The sequence below is a fragment of the Phenylobacterium sp. Root700 genome, from assembly GCF_001429025.1.
Lineage (GTDB): Bacteria > Pseudomonadota > Alphaproteobacteria > Caulobacterales > Caulobacteraceae > Phenylobacterium.
Genome location: NZ_LMHT01000030.1, coordinates 105,596 through 127,593 on the forward strand (window position 1 = coordinate 105,596; position 21,998 = coordinate 127,593).

Here is a 21,998-nt window from a genome sequence, read left to right on the forward strand (position 1 = left end):
GCGCCCCGACCGCCCAACGCGCTGGAGGTTCCGGCCGCGGCCCCTCCCGGCGCCGCGTGTTTATCGAATGGGCGCTGACCGCGGCGCTGGCCGCCTCGATCGTCACCTACATGGTGGTGAACGAGACCCTGGATCGCGCCGACACCGCGATCTACGACGCGCTGATGCAGCTCGGCCAGCGCGAGCCGCTCGACGACATCGTCATCATCGCCATCGACAACCACAGCCTACAGACCCTGGGTCGCTGGCCCTGGCCGCGCGTCCTGCACAGCGACCTGCTGAACATCCTGGCCAAGGCCAAGCCGAAGGCCGTGGCCTATGACGTGCTGTTCGTCGAGCCCGACGCCAACCCCCAGGCCGACCTGAAGCTGGCCGCGGCGATGAAGGCCGCCGGGCCGGTCTATCTGCCGCTGCTCATCGACGTTCCCGGTCCCAATGGCGCGGCCGCCCTGGCCATCGAACCGGCTGGACCGCTGAAGCTGGCGGCGGCCGGGGTCGGGCAGGTCAACCTCCACTTCGACCGCGACGGCGCGGCGCGCAGCGTGTTCATCGGCGAGAGCGACGGCGAACGTCGCTGGCTGCACCTAATGGAGTTGGTGCGGCGCGGCGCGCTGGGCCTTGCGCCGCCAAGCGCGGCCGAGCTCGTTCCGGAACTGAGATCCGATGAGGCCCTGCGCGACGGGCGCATGCTGATCCCGTTCGCCGGGCCGCCGGGGCACTTCCGAACCGTCTCCTTCGTCGACGTGGTTCGCGGCGAGGTTCCAGAGGCGGTGTTCCACAATCGTCTCGTCCTGATCGGCGCCACCGGCGAGGGACTTGGCGACCGTTACCCGACGCCGCTGACCAGCGAGACCGAGGTGATGTCCGGGGTCGAGCTTCAGGCCAACATCCTCGACGCCCTGCTCACTGGCCGGGCGATCTCGCCGGCCCATACGGCATGGGTCCTGGCCCTGGCCCTGCTGCCGCTGGCGGTGCTGATGGCGGGCCTGCTGCGGCTGCGGCCCCGCGCCAATATGGTGCTTGGCCTGGTGCTGATCGCCGCGACGCTGGCGCTCAGCGCCGCGCTGCTGATCTTCCTGCGTGTCTGGGCGCCGCCGGCCGCCGCCATCGCCGGCCTGGCCCTGGTCTATCCGATCTGGAGCTGGCGACGGCTGGAGGCGGCCAGCGCCTACATGGTCGACGAACTGGACGCCCTGGCGCGCGAACCGCACATCCTGCCCCAACCGGCGCTCGAGGCCCCGCCGCTCGCCGACGACGTCATCGGCCGGCAGGTGGCGCTGATGCAGCAGGCCGTGCGCAACATGCGCGACCTGCGCCGCTTCATGTCCGACACCCTCGACGGACTGCCCGACCCGACCCTGGTCGCCGACGCCGACGGCGGCGTCCTGATCGCCAACGACACGGCTGAGCGCCTCTTCGCCCGCCTGGGTCAGCCCACCCCCGTGGGGCGGCGGATGGAGGAGGTGATCGGCGTCTTCAACGTCCCGGCGGCCGAGAACGGCGACGACGCCGACGGTGAGGTCGCGGCGCCTGACGGCGCGACCTACCACATGCGCTATCGGGCTTTCTCCGACTCCACCGGGGCGTTCACCGGCTGGATCACCCGCTTCACCGACATCACCGCCATGAAGACCGCCGCCCGCCAGCGCGAGCAGGTGTTGGAACTGCTGTCGCATGACATGCGCTCGCCGCAGGCCTCGATCCTGGCCCTGCTGGCCGAGGATCGAGGTCAGGGGATCTCCCAGCCGACGGTTCAGCGGGTCGAGGGCTATGCGCGCCGCACCCTGGCCCTGGCCGACAATTTCGTGAACCTCGCCCGGGCCGAGAGCGAGCGTTACGCCCTGGAGGTCGTCAACCTCTCCGACATCCTGCTGGACGCCATCGACGACCTCTGGCCGCAGTCGCGCGCCAAGTCGATCGAGGTCCATGCCGAGGGAGGCGACGAAGAGCATCTGGTCATGGCCGACCGCACCCTGATGACCCGCGCCCTGATCAATCTGATCGACAATGCGATCAAGTACAGCGAGCCCAAGACCCGGATCGACTGCCAGGTGGCGACGCTTGGCGAGGGGCCCGAGGCCAAGGTGGTCTGCACCGTCCGCGACCAGGGCCGGGGAATGTCGCCAAGCAGCCTCGCCCACCTGTTCGAGCGCTTCCAGCGCGTGATTCCAGCCGGCGGCCGGCAGGTCAGCGGCGTGGGCCTAGGCCTCACCTTCGTGCAGACCGTGGTGTTGCGGCACGGCGGCCAGATCACCTGCGACAGCGTGCTGGACCAAGGCTCGTGCTTCACCGTGACCCTGCCGCCAGCCGATCACGACGAAACGGCGCGCGCCTAGCCGGGAAGGCAGGCCGGAGCCGACAACGCCGCCCGCGCCAGCCCGTCGAACCGCGCTGCGGCGTCCGCAGCCGTCTTGTCCAGGTCCGAGCGTCCCGACGCGCTGGCGCGATAGACTTCCGCCCCGGTCTTCGCGTCGATGAAACGGACGCTCATCTTGGCGATGGTCGGCTTGCGCCGCCCCCACCAGGGGGTCTTGACCGGAGCCACCCGCCAGTCGGGCGCGCCCGCCTGCGCCAACTTCTCATAGGCCCCAACCTGGGCCGGGCGCTCGCCATAGAGCACCTCGACCAGATAGCCCGGCTGGTCGCTGCGCGCGAAACCGTCAGCGGTCAATTGGCGAACGATAGCCGCCTCGATCTGCGCCCGCTCGGGCGCGTCGCCGATACGGGTCATGGCGTAGGAGCGGGCGACCGCGCCGTTCAAGCCGCCTTGGCAGGTCACATGCGGCCCGCGCGGGCTGGCGCACGCCGTCAACACCAGAACAAAAGCCAGACCCAACGCACTTCGCTTCACGATCAATCCTGCAGTCCCTGCGCCACACGAGCACGGGGCCATCATGGGACGGGGTTGCCGAAGACGCAAAGAAAAGGCGGGCGGTCAAAGTCGCGCCGCTTGGCTATAGAGGCCGGGCAGACGGCGCGCGCCCAGGCGCGGCCCCAATATGACGGAGATCGACGTGCGGAATCTGGCCCTGACCCTGCTCATCGGCGGAGCCCTCGCCGCCTCGCCGGCCATGGCTAACGAGATCGGCCGCCTGAAACAGCAGGCCGCCAAGGTCAGCATCGCCCGCGACACCTGGGGCGTCGCCCACATCCACGGCAAGACCGACGCCGACGCGGTGTTCGGCATGGCCTACGCCCAGGCCGAGGACGACTTCAACCGCGTCGAGACCAACTACATCAATGCGCTGGGACGCCTGGCCGAAGCCGAGGGCGAGACGGCGATCTACCGCGATCTGCGGATGAAGCTGTTCATCGATCCGGTGGACCTGAAGGCCAAGTACGCCGCCAGCCCGGCCTGGCTGAAGACCCTGATGAACGCCTGGGCCGACGGCCTGAACTTCTATCTGGCCAGCCACCCGCAGGTGAAACCGCGGGTCATCACCAAGTTCGAACCGTGGATGGCGCTCAGCTTCAGCGAGGGCAGCATCGGCGGCGACATCGAGCGGGTGTCGCTCCCCGAACTGGAAGCCTTTTATGGCGCGACGCAGACCGCGATGCTCGACCCCGACGCCGACGTCCGGTTCAAGGAGCCGACCGGCTCCAACGGCTTCGCCATCGCGCCGTCCAACACCAAGGACGGCCACGCGCTGCTGCTGATCAACCCGCACACCTCGTTCTTCTTCCGCTCCGAACTGCAGGCGACCAGCGACGAGGGGCTGAACGCCTATGGCGCGGTCACCTGGGGCCAGTTCTTCATCTACCAGGGCTTCAACGAGCACGCCGGCTGGATGCACACTTCCAGCGGCGTCGACGTGGTCGACGAGTTCGCCGAAACCATCGTCGAAAAGAACGGCAAGCTCTTCTACCGCTACGGGGCTGAGGAGCGCCCGGTCGCCGTCTCGACCATCGCCGTGCCCTATCGCGCCAAGAGCGGCGAGATGACCAGCAAGAGCTTCACCGTCTACCGCACCCACCACGGCCCGATTGTCCGCAAGGCCGATGGCAAGTGGATCGCTGTGGCGCTGATGCAAAAGCCGGTCGAGGCGCTCAGCCAGTCGTTCCTGCGCACCAAGACCAAGGACTACGCCTCGTTCCTGAAGGTCGCCGAGCTGCGCGCCAACTCCTCGAACAACACCATCTTCGCCGACACCAAGGGCCAGATCGCCTACATGCACCCGCAGTTCATTCCGCGGCGCGACGACCAGTTCGACTACACCAAGCCGGTGGACGGCTCCAACCCGGCGACCGACTGGCAAGGGCTGCATGCGCTGAACGAAGCGCCGCACCTGTTGACCCCCACCAACGGCTGGATCTTCAACACCAATGACTGGCCCTATTCGGCGGCGGGCGAGTACAGCCCCAAGCGCCAGGACTATCCGCGCTACATGGACTCAGCCGGCCCCAATCCGCGCGGGACCCACGCCACCCTGGTGCTGAAGGACCGCAAAGACTTCACTCTGCCTGGCCTGGTGAGCGCCGCCTATGATCCCTACCTGCCGGCCTTCGCCAGGCTGCTGCCGACCTTGACCAGCGCCTACGACGCCCTGCCCGCCGCCGACCCGCGCCGGGCTAAGTTGGCCGGCCCCATCGAGGCGCTGCGGGGCTGGGACTACAAGTGGTCGGAGACCTCGGTCCCGACCTCGCTGGCGGTGTTCTGGGGCGAGGCGCTCTGGGCCGACGCCGGGCCGAAGGCCAAGCGCGCCAGCGTCTCGGTCTATGACTACATGACCGCGACCTCGCCCCCCGACCAGAAGCTGACCGCGCTCACTGAGGCCGCCGATCGCCTGGCCGCCGACTTCGGCGACTGGCGCACGCCGTGGGGCCAGATCAACCGCTACCAGCGGAACAACGGCGACATCGTGCAGAAGTTCGACGACGCCAAGCCGAGCCTGCCGGTGGCCTTCACCTCGGCCCAGTGGGGCTCGCTCGCCTCGTTCGGCGCCAAGCGCTACGAGGGCACGAAGCGCTACTACGGGACCAGCGGCAACAGCTTCGTCGCGGCCGTCGAGTTCGGTCCGAGGATCAAGGCGGTGGCTGTCTCGGCCGGGGGCGAGAGCGGCGATCCGGCTTCGCCGCACTTCGCCGACCAGGCACTGCTCTATTCGCAAGGCAAGCTGCGCGAAGTGTTCTTCTATCCCGAGGACGTGGCCCGCCACACGAAGCGGACCTATCGCCCCGGCCAGTGAGGCCGGGGCTTTTGGGCGTCGCTAGATCCGCTCGACGATGATCGCCGGGGCCATGCCGCCGGCGGCGCACATGGTGACCAGGCCGCGCTTCAGGTCGCGGCGTTCCAGTTCGTCCAGGATGGTGCCGATCAGGATCGAGCCGGTGGCGCCGATCGGGTGACCCAGCGCCATGGCGCCGCCGTTCACATTGACCTTGGCGCGGTCGAGCTTGAGGTCGCGGATGAACTTCTCGGCCACCACCGCGAAGGCCTCGTTGATCTCCCACAGGTCGATGTCGTCCACGGTGAGGCCGGCCTTGGCCAAGACCTTCTGAGCGGCCGGGACCGGCGCGTTCAGCATCAAGGTGGGGCTGTCGCCCATATTGGCCATGGCCACGACGCGGCCGCGGGCCTTGAGACCGTGCTTAGCGGCGTAGGCCGGCGAGGCCAGCAGGATGGCGGCGGCGCCGTCGACCACGCCCGAGGAGTTACCCGCATGGTGCATGTGGGTGATCTTCAGGTCCGGATAGACCTGGCGGATCAGGTCGCCATAGGTCGTGCCCTTATCGTCGACCGCCACATTGGCCAGCATCTCGAACGCCGGCTTCAGGCCCGAGAGGCCTTCCATGGTGGTCTGCGGACGCGGGAATTCTTCACGGTCGAGGGCCAGGCTGCCGTCCTCGCGATAGACCGGGATCAGCGACTTGTCGAAGTGGCCGCCCTTGATCGCGAGGTCGGCGCGCTGCTGGCTCAGCAGGGCCAGTTCGTCCAGGGCGCGGCGGTCGATGCCTTCCAGGGTGGCGATGGCGTCGGCGCAGACGCCTTGCTGGGTCTGCGGGTGACGCGCGCGCAGGCGCAGGTTGCCGCTATCCATCATCGGCGGGACCGAAGGGTCGCCCGTCGAGGAGGTGTAGGACATCATCTCGGTGCCGCCAGCGATCACCAGATCTTCCATGCCCGACATGATTTGGGCCGCGGCCAGGTTCACCGTGGTGATGCCCGAGCCGCAGAAGCGGTCCAGCGTCATGCCGCTGGCCTTGGTGTCATAGCCGGCGTCCAGCGCCGCCATACGGCCAAGGTCGCCGCCCTGCTTGCCGCGCTGGCTGGAGGTGCCCCAGATGATGTCGTCCACGTGGGCGGTGTCGAGGTTGTTACGCTCGGCCAAGGCCTTCAGCACGGCGGCGGCCAGGTGCTGGGGATGGAAATCGGCGAGCGCGCCTTTGCCGACCTTGCCGATGCCGCGCGGGGTGCGGCAGGCGTCGATGATGAGAGCTTCGGGCATGAATTTTTCCTTGATTATTCAATGATCCGCGGCTCGAGCGGGCAGCGCCTCGCCGAACCTTCAGGCGCAACACTCAGCTACCCGCCGTAGCGGCAGTCCAGCGCAAAAGGTCATCGGTTGCAAACCTGCTCCTGCACAGCTTCTGCACGATATCGCCTTGGCCCCTCGACGGGACGTCCCGCACCGCTCGACCCGGCCCCTGCATCACCGGCCCTCACCTTCGGGAGCCTCACATGCAATTCAAGCTTGGCCGCTGGCGCTTGGCGCTCTGGACCAAGGTCGGCCTGGCCGCGGCGCTCGTCGCCCTCGCCGACCTCCTGCTCTACGACCATACGCCGGGCGCCAGCCTGGGGCTCTTCACCACCGCCCTGGCCCTGGGCGCGGCGCTGGTCCATCCCGCGCTGCGCCGCGACCGCCGAGGAGCCTGGGCGCTAGCCATCGCCGGGGGCTTCGCCCTGCTGATGATCGAGGATCCTGGCCTGCTGGCCTGGCTGCTGTTCTGGACCGCGCTGGCGGTGGCGGTCCTGTCGGCGCGAGCCGGGACGCACGACGACGTCTGGCGCTGGTTCCAACGCCTGGTCTTCGCAGGCCTGGCCGGCGTCCCGGCTCCGTTCCTCGACGCCAAGCGCGTCCTGGGACGCGGCGCGGCGCCCGGACGGCTGCGGCGCACCATCTCCCTGATCGCCCTTCCCCTGATCGGCGGCGCGCTGTTCCTCAGCCTCTTCGTCGCCGCCAACCCTGTGCTGGAGGCGGGCTTCGCGGCGTTCCGACTGCCCGAGCTTTCCATCGCGCGCGGCCTGTTCTGGCTGCTGGTCACGATCGCCGTCTGGGCCGCGATGCGCCCGCGCGCCCTGCGGCGGCCGCTGCCCTTGGCGATCCGCCCGGGCCTGACGACCTCGGCGACTTCGCTGGTCCTGTCGCTGGTGGTGTTCAACGGCCTGTTCGCCCTGCAGAACGGTCTCGACATGGCCTTCCTGTGGAGCGGCGCGGCGCTGCCCGATGGCGTCAGCTTCGCGCAGTACGCCCATCGCGGCGCCTACATGCTGATCTTCACCGCCCTACTGGCCGGGGCCTTCGTCCTGGCCTTCCTGCACCCGGGCACCCCGAGCGCCGAGCGGCCGCTGATCCGCTGGCTGGTGATCGCCTGGGTGGCCCAGAACATCCTGCTGGTCGCCTCCAGCGTTCTGCGGACCCTGGACTATGTCGAGGCCTACGGCCTGACGGGCCTCCGGATTTCAGCCCTGACCTGGATGGCGCTGGTGGCCGTGGGCCTGGTGCTGATCTGCGTGCGGCTGCTGGCCGGCAAGAGCCCGAGCTGGCTGATCAACGCCAATGCGCTGGCGCTCGGCCTGACCCTGACGCTCGCCAGCATCGTCGATGTCGGCGCGATCTCGGCCGCCTGGAACGTCCGCCATGCGCGGGAGGTCGGCGGCGGCGGCGCAGAACTGGACCTCTGCTACCTCGCAGGGCTGAACGACGCCGCCCTCGTGCCGCTTGTCGACCTGGAACAACGCCCCCTGCCGGCCGACATGCGCCGTCAGGTCGCCTGGATCAGGTCCGAGAACATGACTGAGCTTGCCGATCGACAGTCGCAATGGCGCAGCTGGACCTGGCGCGGACAGCGCCGGCTGGACACCGCCGCCAGCCGCCTTGGCCAGCTTCCAACGCCGCTTCCGCCCCCCGATCAGCGCAGCTGCGACTGGCGCAGCAAACCCCAGCCGTTGACCGCGCCCCCACAAGACGGAACATGAGCCCATGGCGCCAAACATCCTGATCGTCGACGACGACCCGCATATCCGCCAGTTGCTGGCCTTCGCCCTGGAAAAAGCCGGGATGGAGACCTGCGAGGCCGCCGACGGCGAGGCGGCCCTGGCGCGGATCGAGACCTCGCCCCCGGACCTGGTGGTGCTGGACATCAACATGCCACGGCTGAACGGCCTGGAGGTCTGCCGCCGAATGCGCGCCAAGAGCGACCTGCCGATCCTGTTCCTCTCGTCCCGCGACGAGGAGATTGACCGGGTGCTGGGCATCGAACTCGGCGCCGACGACTACGTGGTCAAGCCCTTCAGCCCCCGCGAGGTGGTCGCCCGGGTGAGCGCGATCCTGCGACGGGCGCGGGCCGGGGCGCCGCCCGCGCCGCCGCAGGGCCTGGTGCTGCATGGCCGCCTCAGCCTCGATCCTGAGGCCTGGATCGCGGCGTGGGACGGCCAGCCGCTGCCCCTGACCGTCACCGAATTCGGCATCCTGCGGGCCCTGGCCGCGACCCCGGCCAAGGTGTTCAGCCGTGACGAGATCATCGACCGGCTGCGCGGCCCCGGCTTCGCCATCACCGACCGGACCATCGATAGCCACGTCCGCAACCTGCGCACCAAGTTCACGGCGCTGGGCGCGCACGACATCATCGAGACCCGCGCCGGGGTCGGCTACCGGCTCGGAGCCTGTCTCGGCGCGCCGGCGTGATCGGCGCCCTCAAGGACCTGGCCAAGCGTCACTGGCCGCGCCTGCGGCTGCGCACGATCCTGCTGGCGATCCTGCTGTTCGCCGCCGCCATGCCGGGGATCAGCGCGATCTTCCTGCGGGTCTACGAGAACACCCTGGTCCGCCAGACCGAGGCCGAACTGGTGGCCCAGGGCGCGGCTCTCGCCGCGCTCGCCGCGGTGCAATGGCCGGGCGGCGGCGGAGCGGCGGGGCCCGGGCCGAGCGATCACCAAGCGCCGGACTACTACCGCCCCGAGCCGACCAGCATCGACCTGCGCGGCTCGCCCATCCTTCCCGAACGGCCGCCGCCCGGTCCCGGCGCTGCGCCGCTCGACAACGCCGCCGTGGTCATGGGCCGCGCCTTGGGCCCGGTGTTCGATCGGACCACCCAGACCACCTTGGCCTCGGCGGTGTTCCTCGACCGTCGCGGCCAAGTGGTGATCGGCGAGGGGCGCGGCGGATCGCTGGCCGACCTGCCCGAGGTTCGCTCGGCGCTGGGCGGGCGGCCGCAAAGCGTGTTGCGCCGCAACGGCGACTATCACCCGACCTATTCCCTTGAATGGCTGAGCCGCGCATCGGGGATCCGCTTGCACCACGCCCGCCCGGTCCAGGTCGGCGACCAGGTGATGGGCGTGATCCTGTTGTCGCGTTCGCCGCGCGCCCTGTTCCGCGGGATCTATGAGGATCGCGGCAAGATCGCCCTGGGCGCGGCGGGGATCTTCGGCCTGCTGATCCTGCTGTCGGGCCTGGTGTCGCGCGGCGTCACCCGGCCGATCGAGGCGCTGAGCGCAGCCTCGCGCGACGTCGCGGCCGGCAAGGGCCTGGTCCCGGAAACCCCGTCCACCGCCGCCATCGAGATCCAGACCCTCTATGAGGATTTCCGGGTCATGGCCCAGGCCATCGACCGACGCTCCGGCTACCTCCGCGACTTCGCCGCCGCCGTCAGCCACGAGTTCAAGACCCCGCTGGCCGGCATCGGCGGCGCGGTGGAGCTGTTGCAGGACCATGGCGAGACCATGCAGCCCGAAGAACGTCGGCGGTTCCTGGAGAACATCGCCGCCGACAACAGCCGGCTATCGCAGCTGGTCACCCGGCTGCTCGACCTGGCGCGCGCCGACATGGCCAGGCCCGGCGCGGACCTCAATGTCGACGTCGCAGGCCCGATCCGCCGAGCGGCCGACGCCGCCCAGAACGACCGCTTCCAGGTCGAGGTCGAAAGCCCGCCGGTCCTGCCGGCCGTCGGCGTCCCGGCCGCCAGCCTGGACACCGTGCTGAGCGTTTTGCTGCAGAACAGCCGCCAGGCCGGAGCGGGGCGCGCGACGATCAGCGCCAGCGCCATGCCGGCCGCCGTGGTCGTGGAGGTCGTCGACGACGGCCCCGGCGTCCCGGCGCCCGACCGCGCCCGGCTGTTCGAGCCGTTCTTCACCACCCAGCGCGCCCAGGGCGGGACCGGCCTTGGCCTCTCCATCGCCCGCTCGTTGCTGGCCGCCGACAACGCCACCATCGAGCTGCTCGACGCCCCGGTCGGGGCGCGGTTCGTGGTCACCCTGCCGCGCGCCGATCTTGGCCGCGACCGGTCGTAGGGCGCGTCTGCACCAAAGCTCCTTGGCGTCTGCAAGAGCCCTCCACGGCGCCGTCAACCGCCGTGGACGCGGCGGCGCCAGGATGGCCCCATCCAACAGGGTGAGAACCATGCAAACCACCGAGCGCCGCGTCGAGACCGCCTACGAGATCGTCGTCCAGAAGGGGCCCGAACGCTGGAGCTGGACGCTCAGCGAAGACGGCGCGATCACCGCCGGGGGTGAGGCCGGCGATCCCGAAAGCGCCCAGCGCTGCGGCGACTTCGCCGCCGCCGCGGTGGCCGCCCTGGCGCGCATCCACCGACGGCGGTTCTGACCGGGACTAGCGGGCCGCCGACGCAGCCACGTCGGCCATCAAGGTCATGAGGATCCCGGTCTGCACGCCCTCGACCTCGTCGCCGCCCCCATTGGCGACGATCAACACGCCGCCTTCGCTATCTGGAGCCAGCGCGATCAGGGCGTCCCAGTAGCCGTTGGATCCGGCGTGCATCAGGAGGCGGATCGGCGCCTTGGCGGGCCAGGTGTTGCGCACGCCCCAGCCCAAGGCCGACGCGGTGTCGCCCTGTGGCGTGTGCAGGGTGGAATAGGCGGCGGCGGGCAGCAGCGCCCCACGCCCCTTCTCACCCGCCATCTGATCGATGGCGAAGCGGGCCCAGTCGCCCATGCTCAGCTTGACCGCGCCGGCCGGCGCGAACAGCGGCGGATTGTCGGCGCGAATCCCGGTCAGCGGCTTGCCCTCGCGATGCCCCAGGACCTGCCCCCGTTCCGACGGGGCGTAGACGACGCTCATGCCCAGCGGGTGGAAGACCTCGTCCTGCATCAGTTGCTCGAACGACTTGCCCGTGGCCTGCTCGGCCACGGCGGCGGCCAGCAGATAGTCGCTGTTAGAATAGGCCGACTCTCCGCGCGCCGGGCCGATGGGGGCCTCGTTCAGCACGACGCCCGCAAAGGCCAGGCGCTGCTGCGGCAGCGGCCGCGTGTCGACAAAGGCCGCCTCGATCATGGCCGCGTCGGCCGTATCGTCCAGGTCACGCAGGCCCGCGCGGTGCGACAACAGGTCGGCCAGGGTGACGCTCTCATACTCAGGGCGCATCGACACGCCGGGCAGCATGGTCTTCAGAGGCGCTGACCAGGACAGCACGCCGCGATCGACCAGGCGCGCGATCATCGTCGCCGTCATGGCCTTGGCGTCCGAGCCGATGTGCCAGATGTCGTTCGCCTGCGCCTTGTCGGGGGCGTCGCTGGCGCGAACGCCGCGAACGGCCTGTTCGGCCACCTTGCCGTCGCGAATGACCAGGACCGCCATCGCCGGAATGCATGGGTTCTCCGCCATCGCCTTGTCGATCATCGTATCCAGGGCGGCGCTCCTGTCGGGGCGCGCGGCGGGCTGCGCCGCGAGCGCCGGAGACGCCGCTGCCAGGCAGACGACAGCCAGGCATGCAGCCATGCGGAAGTTCGGACGGATCATAGAAATTCCAGTCGTGCAGAACGCAAGCGCCGACGCGGTCGCGAATATTGAATTTTATGAAGCAGAGGCCAAGCGATGGCGGAGACACGAAGAGAATTTACCGCCACATAGGGTCGGTTGATCTAAAAGTATCTCTGGGTGGCGGGCTCTCGACTTGTCTCGTTGAAGAGAACGTAGGGCCCAGGCCAAAAATCGCTAGTGAAACTTCGGTAAGGCTATGCCCTGCTCGCCGGCGTCGCTCAGCAACGTCCCGACAGCAGCGCGCCGGCGCCGGGCGTCTCGGCCCGCAGGTCGAGCGCCTTCCGCATCTGGTGGGTTGTCGCCAACAGGCAGGCATAGCCAAGCAGGTCGACCCACATGTAAATCGAGCCAGCCAGCTCACCGGGGCGGGAAATCCCGACCCCGCCAAGTATTCGAAGTTCTTGGGGAAAGTAAGTGGCGCGCCGGCTCGGAAGGCGCCGAGAACTACACGTTCGCCACAGCGCTCTGATCTGCGATAGCCGAGCGTATCTCTGCCTACTGCGTCCGGTTGGCGCCAGCAACGGACCTTAGCATCTAGCCGGAGAGCGGACCTTCGGGTCACCGCCCAAGCCAAGTCCACATCAGCCGCAGGCCAATTGGATACCGTGGCCTTCATACTCCCCGCCGCGGCCCAGATGCTGGCCTCAGGTCAGCGGCACCACGAGGTGACCGAAGCGCTGGAAGGCGTCCCGCGTTGGTTGGGCAAAGCCATGGCGTCGCCGAAAGTCCTGGTCGACGAAGCCCAGTGACTTGGTGAGGAAGTCCGTGCTTGATTTGAACCAGCCCGGCATTTCGCTCCGGTAGACCGCCACCGCGGGCGCGGCTCGGTCTACAGCCGCGTTGAGGTGCTCCAACGTCGGGTAGGCCCGCACGTCGAGATCCCGCAGGAGTGACTGCGTCAGCTTCTCGGAGGCGGGCAGCTCGGGAAACTTCCAGCGCGCGTAGGCCAAGACAGTATCAAGGTCGACCGGCTGAGACAGAAAACGCGTCGGGTCCCCCCGCCGCCGGCTCTCGTCCTCCACCTGTGCAATCTCACGGATGTAGTCGGAACGCTTCTCGCGGATCGAGTCAAAGATCCCCTGGGCAATCTCAAGGAGGGAGCCCACATTGTTCAGGTCGCGCCGTACTCGTGTGGGCGTTGCATCCTTGCTCTTGTAGACAAGCTGGTGGTCGATGACCGCCCAGGCGTCCTGGAGGATGGTGCGGACCTGGATTTCGCAGGGAAGCGCCGTGATGCCTTCGTACCGCCCACCGGCATAGGCTGCGCCGAGTTCCACGACGAAGGCGCGCCCTTGATAGCCCATCCGGTCAGTGCCCAGGGCGGCAGCCTTGTCTATGCGCTCACGTACCTCAAAGGCACCCTCGACGATTTCGCCGATGCGAACTAGGTCGGCCTCATACGGGCAAACCACGCGGACACCGGCCAGGTCAGTCATCTGCAGGAAGGGATCCTGGTACTGCTTGCGGGTGATCTTCTCCATAACGCTGTCGGTGTTCTTCACCCGGCTGGAGACGGTGACAAGGTCAATGCCAGCAGCCTTCAGCCGCGAGCGCATCATCTCGACCACCTCGCTCGCCAACCGGCGATAGAGCGGCTTTAGTTCGCCGTATCGTTTGCGGTAGGCCACCCAGTCGGCTTCTGCAGCCACCAAATTTGCTCCAGGGAACGCTACGCGCAACAGCCAGCGCACAACACCAAGCTGCACCTTATCTGGCGGCATTGTCGAGCGTTGTCGCTCGGGCCGTCGCTGTGCCGAACGATTTCGCCCGCTCCCGTCGAGGCGGGCCATTCCTCTACGCGCCATTACCCGACCTCGGGTGCAGAGCAGGAAGCAGACTCATCAGAAGGTTTGTTTCCGGGTACATCGCGTTCGACCGAATCCGACCCTTGTCGGACATTTAGAACGTCCGCCCTACGCAGCTATGCTATGAGGTTGTTCAATTTCGCTCGGAAGTCTGCAAAGTGAAGAATATCCAAATCATAGATTCCGCCGACAACGCGACATTCAGCATTTTCCAAGCTACGGACGCGGAGTTCGAAGCCATCTTTCCCGATAGTAGTGACATGGAAATTGCTGAGGATTTCTTCGAACGACTTGGCGAAGCGAAGGCCAGGGCGATCATCGAACCGATTTGGGAACGGCCGATCCTCAAACGTGACGCGCTCGGCATTCACGGGACTATCTATTACGGCTGGTCCGAAAGGCGTAAATGTCTCCCGACATCGAAGCGAGAAGTAGACGTCTTGGACGCGGATCCTTGGGGCATCAACGAAGCCCAACGTCGGCTTTTTGCCGCGAACCGATAAACTGCTTCCCACCCTCCGCTGACAATTGGCAGGTCCGCTTAGCGGACCCGCCAAGTCGCTCAGAGTTCGACCTGCTCAGAGATTGAGAGGGCGTCGTCCACCTCGATGCCCAGGTATCTGACCGTGCTCTCGAGCTTACGGTGGCCAAGAAGCAACTGGCAGGCCCTGAGGTTTCCGGTCTTCTTGTATAGCAGCGCCACCTTGGTTCGACGAAGACTGTGGGTGCCATAGGCGGCGACCTCGAGATCGATCAGCCGCACCCAGCTATCGACCAAGCGAGCATATTGACGCGTGGTGATGTGGCAGCCTGGGCGGTTACGGCTCGGGAACAACCAATCATCATCTCGGAAGCCGCGGGCGGTGAGCCATTCCTCCAGAGCGCCTCGGGTCGATTCCGTGATCTCAAAGGGAAGCCGGCTCCGACCCTCGCGCCGATTGCGACTGGCCAAGAAACGAGCGGCGCAGCGTTCCAAGCCGATAGATCTCTCCGCAATTCGGAGCCCATCTGGATTGAAAGGGGCCAACCGCGGCCTTATTGATCTTCGCTCGCGAGCGAATCCGGGGCCCGCCGCTTGGAAACAGCAGATGGCGCAACGGCCAAAGCCCAAAACGAAGACGCCGGTCGACTACGTGAAAAAGGTCCGGCGCCTCAATTGGGACGGCCTCGAAGCCCTTTGGACTAAGATCCAGGAGCGCAACACCAAGGGCTGGGCGGCGGGCAAGGCGTTTGAGCACTTGATTCTCCGCGCCTTCGAGTTGAGCGACGTCGATGTGACTTGGCCTTATGACGTGAAGCTCGCAGACCAAATCGTTGAGCAAATCGACGGGATGGTGCAGCGCGACGGTCTCGCCGCTCTCATCGAGGCAAAAGACTACGATGCAAACCTAAATGTCGAGCCCCTAGCCAAACTGCGCAACCAGTTGTTGCGGCGCCCCTCTGGGGTAGTGGGCTGCGCTTTTTCCTCGAAGGGGTTCACGGACCCCGCCAAGACGCTGGCCCAATACATGTCACCCCAGGCCATCTTACTTTGGCAGCAGCCGGAGATTGGGCACTTGCTGACGAACACGCGAGATTTCAAGGCTGCTTTGAAGAAGAAGCACTACTGGCTTCTGCGCACTGGAAGTCCCGACTACGACACCCGGACGGATGCCTTGCCATGAAAACCTATCTGGTTGTCGAAGGCCGCTTAGATGCAGCAGTTATGCGGACGCTAATCGCGGCCGCTAAGCTCACTGACGTTGTGGTCGCTGACGGCGGCGGGAAGTCGCCGGCGTTATCGCTTGCGAAATCGATTGTCCTCTCCCGAGGGGCGCCTGTGGGCGTCTTAGTCGACGCCGACACGACGGACGAGGCCATGGTCCGAGAGCAGCGGCAGGCCTTTAACGATCTTCGACCTTCGGTGCCCAGCCGCCAAGACTTGCGCCTGTTCCTCGCGGTGCCAACACTTGAGGCTGAACTCTTTCCCAATGCAGAAACCTTCAGCCAAATTTTTCGGGTCGATCTCACGGAGGGCCAAATTCGCCGCTTCAAGACCGATCCTATGTCGGTGGTGAAATCCTTCCTATCGATCCCCGGAGATTACTCGGAAACAAGGATTGCACCTGGCCGGCCGATGGACGCCAAAGCTGCGAAGAAGGGCTTTGATCGCCCGCTACTGAAGGAGGTGCTGGCATTCCTGGCCGATCCTCTGACCCCTGAGCGCCCTCGGCCGGCCCGACGCAAGGAGCCGGAGGACTAAGGATCCGGTCAGTGCAACGACCGTGCGGTCCGAATAGCGCGCAGCTGAAATGCGCCAATAGCTGGCCCTGGGTCCAAGCTGGAAAGCAGACCTATCGAACCTGGAACTCGTGATACTGCCCGTCACCGTAATCGTAGAGCGTCACCCGGTTTCCTTTAACGGTTGCGGTGAAAGCTGAGCCCGACCCGAAGTCGTGACCGGTGATTTTGGATCCGCTCGGTGCCCGCATGGTGATCGCGCCGCCTTCGCCGAAATCGTGAAGGCTGGTCGTTGTCCCCTGGATGGCCACGCCTCTTCCATAATCGTGGGCAGTGATTCGAGACCCGTTCAGCCTCACGCTGACCGCTGTGTGCTGTCCTCTAGTGTAGTCGTGGGCCCCACTGTGGTCTTTCCCATGCACGATTGACGCTGCAATCGTCGCAATCGCCGCTCGCTGTTCCGCCTTCATTGTTCCCGCCTCCCTGGGTCAGGCCCCAGCGGCCTGAGTGCGGCGTCCGGATCGCGGGTGAGAGAAGAGCCCTGAACAACCCTTAACCCCGCCACCCAGTAGGCCGCGACGATCCTGCACACCCGATAATGGGGTCCACCGATCTTACCGCCCGCTAATTCGGCCGATGAACCGGGCCGATCCGCGAATCCAACTGAGGATTACGTCGACGAGCGTGCGAGGGCGGCTTCGCTTGAGCCAGCGGTCCCGCGCCCGCCCCGCCTCGATCGCGCGGCGGGACATGGCACCGGCCCAGATGACTCGGCCGCCCTCGATGATGTAGTGGGAGCCGCATTGGTAATCGTGGTTGCCGATGGATGGCCAGATCGACACGCCCTTCTCGCTCAGGTCAATACTGTATTCCGTGTCGCCAAGCGGGGTGACGACCTCTTCGCCACAACCACAGCAGCAGGCGTGGAGCGCGACCCGATCTTCCGGCGAGACATAGAGGACCCCGTCCTCCAGCTGATCGGGCGCGGCCGAGACGATCCTAGCTTCAAGACGCTCGACGCGGGTCATATGTCGGTCCTGTTGGAGAGATGGTTGCCCTCGATCGAATAGACGGTGTTGGTCTCACTCCGTTCGTCCCGATAGAATCCGGCCCAGCGCTTCCACCGCATCACGGCCAGAACCGCGTTCACGGCGTTTAAGTCTGCGATCTGGATGGCGGATTTATAGATCTCATCTTCGTCTTCATCGTCCCCGAACGGCAGCTGTCGCTCGACGGCCCCCCAGCTAGTCTCGGGTGCAATGAAGGTGACGCGCGCGCAGCCGTCCAGTTGATCGTCCTCCAGCCCGACACCGATGCCGGTGTCGATGAACGGAATTCCGAGGCGATGAAGGCCTTCGGCGATCATCCGGCGAGATGCACCCGTGTCGACGCAGACGAAGACGAAATCGAACCCGGCGAGCGCGTCGACGTTGGCGTTGGTGACCCGTTCGGCATGGGGGACGATGCCAACATGCATCCGGTCGTAGACAGCGAAATAGTGATCGACCTTCAGCGGGAACGACTTCATCTCGGCCGGCGCCGGGGCGCCAGGCGAGCGGAACAGATTGTGGTTCAGCAGCTGATCGTCGTCGAATAGGTGGATTTCGCAAACTGGAGTCTTGGCGACCTGATCGAGGACATAGGCCCCCGTGCCGCCCAGCCCGATGATAGCAACCTTGCCCAAAGCCAGCCGACCGCTGACCGCCCCGATACCGTAGCGGGCCGATGCGGTGTCCGGGAAGCGGAAGCGGCCCGCATCACCGGAGGCGACCTTGAGGCCCGTACGCGCGCTCGCTGAAGGATCGTGCGAACGCGCCGGCCGACCGAGGTGGTCGGCGTAGGCGACGATCTTGTCGTAGAAGTCCGGATAGCGACCCGTCTCTTCCGGCTTGGACGAGAAATAGTGGTTGGCCACGATGCCGTCGCCGAAGTCGTGTCGATTGCTGTTGTTGATTATCGCGACCAGTGGCGTGCCGTCCCGATTCGACGGCGTTTCTCCCGCGAAATAGATCGTGTGGTCGGCGGGCGCGACTGTGACCTGTCCCGTCGGATCCAAGGTGAGGGGGCAGATCAGCATGCCCCGCGCCAGCCGGCTCGCCGGCGTAACGTAAGGCACGCTGTGGACGAGAAGGAATCCGCCCCGAACCTCAAGTTCGAAGCCCTCCTCGTCCAGCCTGCGCAGGTCCGGACTACGACTTATCAGAGCGGCGGACATTGAAGACCATCCCGTCCTTGACGTTGACAGTCTCGCCCTCGACCAGGTCGCCTTCCTTGCCACCCTCGCCCTTCAGATAGACGATCGTGTACAGGAACTTTTCGAAGTCGGCATCGGGATAGGCGAGGCGCGCGATGTCGCGGTACGACTGCTTCTTCTCCGTCACCGTCTTAGGACGGCTGTTGACCTTGATCTCATAGGTCTTCGGGGGCTTCGGGTCCTTGTCCTTCCCGCCTTCGATCTTCTCCACGTCTTCCATGTTCGCTTCACTCGCCAGTCTGTGGCGGGCCAGTTCATCTGGCACACCCGTTCGGTTCCACATTTGGTAACCTGAACGGACAGATGGCATGAAGTGGCGACGGGATCAATAGGCGTTCCCATATCTGGAACTATTATATTGTGCTACCAAGCCGAGTATGTCAGGCTTCGATGAAGATCATGGGCGCGCTCAGACTGATTTCCGTCGGCGTGGGGCCGGATGCGGACGCCGAAATGCGCGCCCTGGTCGCCCTGCGCGCAGAACTTGAGGCCGCCGACTGGCGGGCCGCCGAGGATGTGCGCCTCGACTACCCGCGAGCCCGAATCACAGCTGCAGGAGTAGTCATCGACGTCACGCTCGACTGTTCCGCGCGACTTTTGGTTAACTATCGCGCCGGCGTCATCTTGATCGAAGGCGTGGACTCAGCAGCGAATGCTCGTACTGGTCGGACGCGCGGAAAAGGCAAAGCCAGTTGAAAATCATCCCGATACGTACCCAGGCCGACTATGAGGACGCGCTCGCCTCTGCCCAGGTGCTGATTCGAAAGAGTGACCAGGCCTCGATTGATCAACTTGAAGTCCTGCAGGCCCTGATCGAACGATGGGAAACTCCTCGCCTGCCATCGGCCGTCACGACGCCGGCGGACGCGATTCGGTTCCGGATGGAACAGTCGAACCTCAAGCCAAGAGATCTCACGCCCTATCTGGGATCGAAATCCCGCGTCTCGGAAATACTCAGCGGTAAGCGGCAACTCACGGTCGATCAAATTCGAGCGCTCCACCAACACTTAGGCATTCCCGTTGCCTCGCTTATCGGCGCCATTCGGCATGAACCCCCGCAACGGCCGTCGACAGCCTCCCGCGCAGCGGTCGAAAAGCTTCGCGACATGGGCTTCATCAAGCCGAAGGAGACCTGGGGCGGCTTCATGGCTCGAGCTGCGCGCGTCTCGCCGGCGGTAGCCATGCTACGCAAGACGCGCACCGACCGGACCAACGCCAAGACGGACTTCGGAGCACTCGAGGGGTGGTGCGCCGCCGTACTTCTGGAGGCGGAGAAGGCTAAGCTTCCAAACAAGCGCCCCCCGTTTCCGACGGCGGAAGATGCCCGACGTCTCGCGACCCTCAGCGTTCGGGACGACTGGTCGAGCCGACTGCATTCCGAGCTCGCGCAGTTGGGCGTCGTACTCGTAGTTCTTGAGCATCTTCCCGGCACATTCCTGGATGGCGCAGCCATGTGCCGGAATGACGGAGCCCCGATCATTGCCCTGACTCTGCGTCACGACAGGTTAGACAACTTCTGGTTCACCCTGATGCACGAGTTTGCTCATGTCTGCTGTCACCTAAGTCCGACGACATCGGTCATTCTGGATGATCTCGACGTCAACAGCTCGGACGGCATTGAGGCCGAGGCCGACGCTTTCGCGCGCGCCGCATTAATCCCGGACGACCTGTGGTCGCGAAAGGCGGCCGCGGAAATGTCGTCGGAGGACATTCTTGAATTGGCCGAAGAAGCCGGGGTGCACCCGGCGGTTGCAGCTGGGCGCTGGCGCTGGGAGCATGGCGACTACAGAAAGTTCAGCCGGATGCTTGGGCGTGGAGAGGTCAGGACATCGCTCCTGGGCTAAAAGCCTCAGCCCGATCAAGCCGCACGCAGCCTGGGGAATGCGTTCTACTAGAGGCACCGGCTCGCCGGGCCCGACCTATCAGCCACCCCTTCCACCCTGTTCGAGGCGTTCTCTTCTCAGTAGCGGTTCGCCGGCGGCGCGGATTCCGCGACGGACCGCAATGGGCCCAACGTCGTCGTCGCTGCCTTCATGCTCGCAAGCGGACGTTGGGAATGTCAGCTAGGAGCCCGATCCGGACATGCCAACGCAACGCCGGATATCCTGTCGCGCTCTGGCGTAGGTGCGCCGGCTCGGAAGTTGGATGGTGACGGTCAAACGCTGCGCCATCCTTTAAACTGAGTACTTCTCCCGTGCCGCGGCTAGTGGCGGCGACCGGGAATGGAGCTGCTGTGGGATGGAACCTGAAGACGCAGGGGATCGCCTCGCTAGATCAGCTGCCAGCCGGTGTTCGACTCTCCCCGAGCCGATCAGAGCGGCAGCGGATAGCGCATGATCTCGGCCTCGCCGTCGGCATAGGCGATCTCAACGACCTCGTTCAGAAGGTCCTGACCTTCGATCTCCTCGAGGAGGGCGTCAAACAGATCCCGCTGTTCGCTTGGCGGGACCTGGGGCACGACGATCAGTAGGCCGGCATGTACTTCCGCCTCGGCGTAGAGGCGGCGAAAGTCCTTGGCATTGTTGGTGACGAAGGTGAGAAACTCGTCGCGGATTGGTCCCATCAGGTTCCAATCCTGCATCCCGCCCATGCCGCGCCAAGTGACGTGGGTCGCCTCATGGCCGCGCAGTTGGGCGACCTCGACCAGGGAGGTGTGAAGGCACTCGTCGATCAGAAAATTCAACGCGAACCCACCGCGTCCTTGGCGATCTTAAGCGGATCTCCTTTGAGCGAGATCCGCTTACTGGAGGTCGGTGTCACACCACGGTCGAGCAGACGCTTTGGCCTGCCCCGTCGCGGGTGCGCCGCCACCCATAGCTGGGCCAGGTTGAGCTTGCGGACGTCCAACCCGCCGTAACCCGACAGAAGATCCTCGCAATCCGCGCCGGCATCGAGCATGGCAGCGATGCTGTAGACGGGAATTCGCGTCCCCTTGAAGACCGGCTCGCCGCCCATGATCGCGGGATCGCTATGGATCCAGGCTTCCGCCTCCTCCAGGTCGCGGACGCGGGCGTCTACATCTTTGCGCGCCTCGGCCACATCGACATGCAAGACGCTACTGGCCTTGACCATTTTGGCGTTGGGATGCGCCGCCACCTCCTCGAAGAGACGCTGGCGCCGCTCGACCGGCAGACTGCCCGCCAGAAAATGCTCCAGTCGCATGCAGAGCAAGTGGCTATGGGTCAGATAGCGTCGTGGGGCACGACCGCCCCGGATCGGGGGCGCGACATCGACGATGTGCTTGTCGATCAAATTGTTGACCGCCTTCAGACGCAGGCCGCTTACAGCCGCCGCTTCCGAGGGGGTATAGAGCCGTGCCGGGCGCGTCATAATCATTCTCCACTCAGAGAATAATAATAAGCACTGACTTACAAATCGCCAAGGGTTGCATCGACACATCCGGCGCTAGGCATCTTCGCTCGGCGGTTCAGGCCCATCGAAGTCGACGTCCAGGAAATGACCGGCGGCCCAGTCACGAACATAGCGCCAAGCCGTCGACGCCGAGGCGTTTCCTGGCGCGTGCGCGCGAAGCGATCGCTCGATCAGGTGAAAGAGTTGTCGCCAGTCCGCTCGTGCGTCGATCAGCCGGCCGAGCACCTTGCCGATCGCGCGAAGAGCACGCCCTTGTTCGACCCGACCCGACAGTAATTAACTCGCCCACATGTCCGTCCCCCGTGCCCACTGTTGCCGAAGCTTACCCCGCCGGAAAGCGGAGCCTCATCGACG

At 65.9% G+C, this 21,998-nt stretch carries 21 protein-coding genes and 1 pseudogene; 11 read left to right on the forward strand and 11 right to left on the reverse strand.

The annotated features are described in order from the left end of the window. Window positions 1-56: 56 nt before the first annotated feature. A complete protein-coding gene (locus ASE02_RS15430) occupies window positions 57-2,336 on the forward strand; it encodes a CHASE2 domain-containing protein (protein WP_056735430.1) in 2,280 nt (759 codons plus the stop codon). Here ASE02_RS15430 and ASE02_RS15435 read toward each other — a convergent pair. Next, complete coding sequence (locus tag ASE02_RS15435) at window positions 2,333-2,815, reverse strand: DUF4136 domain-containing protein (protein WP_162257186.1); 483 nt, start codon at window positions 2,813-2,815, stop codon at window positions 2,333-2,335. The genes ASE02_RS15430 and ASE02_RS15435 overlap by 4 nt on opposite strands. Before the next feature lie 184 nt (window positions 2,816-2,999). Here ASE02_RS15435 and ASE02_RS15440 point away from each other — a divergent pair, with 184 nt between their 5' ends. Next, window positions 3,000-5,186 carry a penicillin acylase family protein gene (locus ASE02_RS15440; protein WP_056735432.1) on the forward strand — a complete coding sequence of 729 codons (2,187 nt, stop codon included), beginning with the start codon at window positions 3,000-3,002 and terminating at the stop codon, window positions 5,184-5,186. A gap of 21 nt (window positions 5,187-5,207) precedes the next feature. On the opposite strand, the gene ASE02_RS15445 is transcribed toward ASE02_RS15440, so the two are convergent. After that, a complete protein-coding gene (locus tag ASE02_RS15445; RefSeq protein ID WP_056735433.1) occupies window positions 5,208-6,446 on the reverse strand; it encodes an acetyl-CoA C-acetyltransferase in 1,239 nt (412 codons plus the stop codon). Between the two features lie 233 nt (window positions 6,447-6,679). On the opposite strand from ASE02_RS15445, the gene ASE02_RS15450 reads away from it, so the two are divergent. The 4 genes from ASE02_RS15450 to ASE02_RS15465 all read left to right on the forward strand — a co-directional run bounded on the left by ASE02_RS15450 (window position 6,680) and on the right by ASE02_RS15465 (window position 10,820). Continuing rightward, the gene (locus ASE02_RS15450) at window positions 6,680-8,197 is read left to right on the forward strand and encodes a DUF4173 domain-containing protein (protein WP_056735434.1); all 1,518 of its coding nucleotides are present in this window, start codon (window positions 6,680-6,682) and stop codon (window positions 8,195-8,197) included. Window positions 8,198-8,201: 4 nt separating this feature from the next. After that, window positions 8,202-8,906, forward strand: coding sequence for a response regulator transcription factor (locus ASE02_RS15455; protein WP_056735435.1), 705 nt, complete (start codon window positions 8,202-8,204; stop codon window positions 8,904-8,906). Further along, entirely contained in the window at window positions 8,903-10,507 is a 1,605-nt protein-coding gene (locus ASE02_RS15460) for a HAMP domain-containing sensor histidine kinase (RefSeq protein ID WP_056735436.1), read from the forward strand. The genes ASE02_RS15455 and ASE02_RS15460 overlap by 4 nt, the downstream gene beginning before the upstream one ends. A 109-nt stretch (window positions 10,508-10,616) precedes the next feature. Continuing rightward, the gene (locus tag ASE02_RS15465; RefSeq protein ID WP_056735437.1) at window positions 10,617-10,820 is read left to right on the forward strand and encodes a hypothetical protein; all 204 of its coding nucleotides are present in this window, start codon (window positions 10,617-10,619) and stop codon (window positions 10,818-10,820) included. Between the two features lie 6 nt (window positions 10,821-10,826). On the opposite strand, the gene ASE02_RS15470 is transcribed toward ASE02_RS15465, so the two are convergent. Beyond that, window positions 10,827-11,972: a serine hydrolase gene (locus ASE02_RS15470; RefSeq protein ID WP_082602130.1), complete on the reverse strand. Its 1,146-nt coding sequence runs from the start codon at window positions 11,970-11,972 to the stop codon at window positions 10,827-10,829. Window positions 11,973-12,637: 665 nt separating this feature from the next. Beyond that, a complete protein-coding gene (locus ASE02_RS15475) occupies window positions 12,638-13,642 on the reverse strand; it encodes a GTP pyrophosphokinase family protein (protein WP_162257187.1) in 1,005 nt (334 codons plus the stop codon). Between the two features lie 314 nt (window positions 13,643-13,956). On the opposite strand from ASE02_RS15475, the gene ASE02_RS15480 reads away from it, so the two are divergent. Next, entirely contained in the window at window positions 13,957-14,301 is a 345-nt protein-coding gene (locus ASE02_RS15480; protein ID WP_056735440.1) for a hypothetical protein, read from the forward strand. A gap of 59 nt (window positions 14,302-14,360) precedes the next feature. Here the strand turns inward: ASE02_RS15480 and ASE02_RS22690 are convergent. After that, a pseudogene (locus tag ASE02_RS22690) lies at window positions 14,361-14,714 on the reverse strand (tyrosine-type recombinase/integrase); the annotation flags it as partial. 172 nt (window positions 14,715-14,886) lie between these two features. Between ASE02_RS22690 and ASE02_RS15490 the strand changes: the two are divergent. Continuing rightward, the gene (locus ASE02_RS15490) at window positions 14,887-15,462 is read left to right on the forward strand and encodes a restriction endonuclease (RefSeq protein ID WP_056735441.1); all 576 of its coding nucleotides are present in this window, start codon (window positions 14,887-14,889) and stop codon (window positions 15,460-15,462) included. Then, window positions 15,459-16,040 (forward strand): hypothetical protein, encoded by a 582-nt coding sequence (locus ASE02_RS15495; protein WP_156406083.1) that lies wholly within the window; start codon window positions 15,459-15,461, stop codon window positions 16,038-16,040. The genes ASE02_RS15490 and ASE02_RS15495 overlap by 4 nt, the downstream gene beginning before the upstream one ends. A gap of 91 nt (window positions 16,041-16,131) precedes the next feature. Here the strand turns inward: ASE02_RS15495 and ASE02_RS22425 are convergent, their stop codons facing one another. From ASE02_RS22425 to ASE02_RS15515, 4 genes are all read right to left on the reverse strand, one after another. After that, on the reverse strand, window positions 16,132-16,329 hold the full coding sequence (locus ASE02_RS22425; protein ID WP_156406084.1) for a hypothetical protein: 198 nt from the start codon (window positions 16,327-16,329) through the stop codon (window positions 16,132-16,134). 303 nt (window positions 16,330-16,632) lie between these two features. Further along, entirely contained in the window at window positions 16,633-17,046 is a 414-nt protein-coding gene (locus ASE02_RS22695; protein ID WP_056735444.1) for a DUF6527 family protein, read from the reverse strand. Then, window positions 17,043-18,233: a ThiF family adenylyltransferase gene (locus tag ASE02_RS15510; RefSeq protein ID WP_056735445.1), complete on the reverse strand. Its 1,191-nt coding sequence runs from the start codon at window positions 18,231-18,233 to the stop codon at window positions 17,043-17,045. Before ASE02_RS15510 ends, ASE02_RS22695 begins: the two co-directional genes overlap by 4 nt. Continuing rightward, a complete protein-coding gene (locus ASE02_RS15515; protein ID WP_200957698.1) occupies window positions 18,208-18,537 on the reverse strand; it encodes a multiubiquitin domain-containing protein in 330 nt (109 codons plus the stop codon). Before ASE02_RS15515 ends, ASE02_RS15510 begins: the two co-directional genes overlap by 26 nt. Window positions 18,538-18,662: 125 nt before the next feature. On the opposite strand from ASE02_RS15515, the gene ASE02_RS15520 reads away from it, so the two are divergent. Further along, window positions 18,663-18,968, forward strand: coding sequence for a hypothetical protein (locus tag ASE02_RS15520; protein WP_056735447.1), 306 nt, complete (start codon window positions 18,663-18,665; stop codon window positions 18,966-18,968). After that, a complete protein-coding gene (locus ASE02_RS15525; protein ID WP_056735448.1) occupies window positions 18,965-20,116 on the forward strand; it encodes an ImmA/IrrE family metallo-endopeptidase in 1,152 nt (383 codons plus the stop codon). Before ASE02_RS15520 ends, ASE02_RS15525 begins: the two co-directional genes overlap by 4 nt. 467 nt (window positions 20,117-20,583) lie before the next feature. Here the strand turns inward: ASE02_RS15525 and ASE02_RS15530 are convergent, their stop codons facing one another. After that, the gene (locus ASE02_RS15530; protein WP_056735449.1) at window positions 20,584-20,955 is read right to left on the reverse strand and encodes a DUF5615 family PIN-like protein; all 372 of its coding nucleotides are present in this window, start codon (window positions 20,953-20,955) and stop codon (window positions 20,584-20,586) included. Continuing rightward, the gene (locus ASE02_RS15535) at window positions 20,952-21,602 is read right to left on the reverse strand and encodes a DUF433 domain-containing protein (protein WP_056735450.1); all 651 of its coding nucleotides are present in this window, start codon (window positions 21,600-21,602) and stop codon (window positions 20,952-20,954) included. The genes ASE02_RS15530 and ASE02_RS15535 overlap by 4 nt, the downstream gene beginning before the upstream one ends. Window positions 21,603-21,998: the final 396 nt, after the last annotated feature.

Coding starts and splice junctions, on each gene's coding strand:
- ASE02_RS15440 (WP_056735432.1), top strand. CDS start 3,000: ATGACGGAGATCGACGTGCGGAATCTGGCCCTGACCCTGCTCATCGGC.
- ASE02_RS15445 (WP_056735433.1), bottom strand. CDS start 6,446: ATGCCCGAAGCTCTCATCATCGACGCCTGCCGCACCCCGCGCGGCATC.
- ASE02_RS15450 (WP_056735434.1), top strand. CDS start 6,680: ATGCAATTCAAGCTTGGCCGCTGGCGCTTGGCGCTCTGGACCAAGGTC.
- ASE02_RS15455 (WP_056735435.1), top strand. CDS start 8,202: ATGGCGCCAAACATCCTGATCGTCGACGACGACCCGCATATCCGCCAG.
- ASE02_RS15465 (WP_056735437.1), top strand. CDS start 10,617: ATGCAAACCACCGAGCGCCGCGTCGAGACCGCCTACGAGATCGTCGTC.
- ASE02_RS15470 (WP_082602130.1), bottom strand. CDS start 11,972: ATGATCCGTCCGAACTTCCGCATGGCTGCATGCCTGGCTGTCGTCTGC.
- ASE02_RS15490 (WP_056735441.1), top strand. CDS start 14,887: ATGGCGCAACGGCCAAAGCCCAAAACGAAGACGCCGGTCGACTACGTG.
- ASE02_RS15495 (WP_156406083.1), top strand. CDS start 15,459: ATGAAAACCTATCTGGTTGTCGAAGGCCGCTTAGATGCAGCAGTTATG.
- ASE02_RS22695 (WP_056735444.1), bottom strand. CDS start 17,046: ATGACCCGCGTCGAGCGTCTTGAAGCTAGGATCGTCTCGGCCGCGCCC.
- ASE02_RS15510 (WP_056735445.1), bottom strand. CDS start 18,233: ATGTCCGCCGCTCTGATAAGTCGTAGTCCGGACCTGCGCAGGCTGGAC.
- ASE02_RS15520 (WP_056735447.1), top strand. CDS start 18,663: ATGAAGATCATGGGCGCGCTCAGACTGATTTCCGTCGGCGTGGGGCCG.
- ASE02_RS15535 (WP_056735450.1), bottom strand. CDS start 21,602: ATGACGCGCCCGGCACGGCTCTATACCCCCTCGGAAGCGGCGGCTGTA.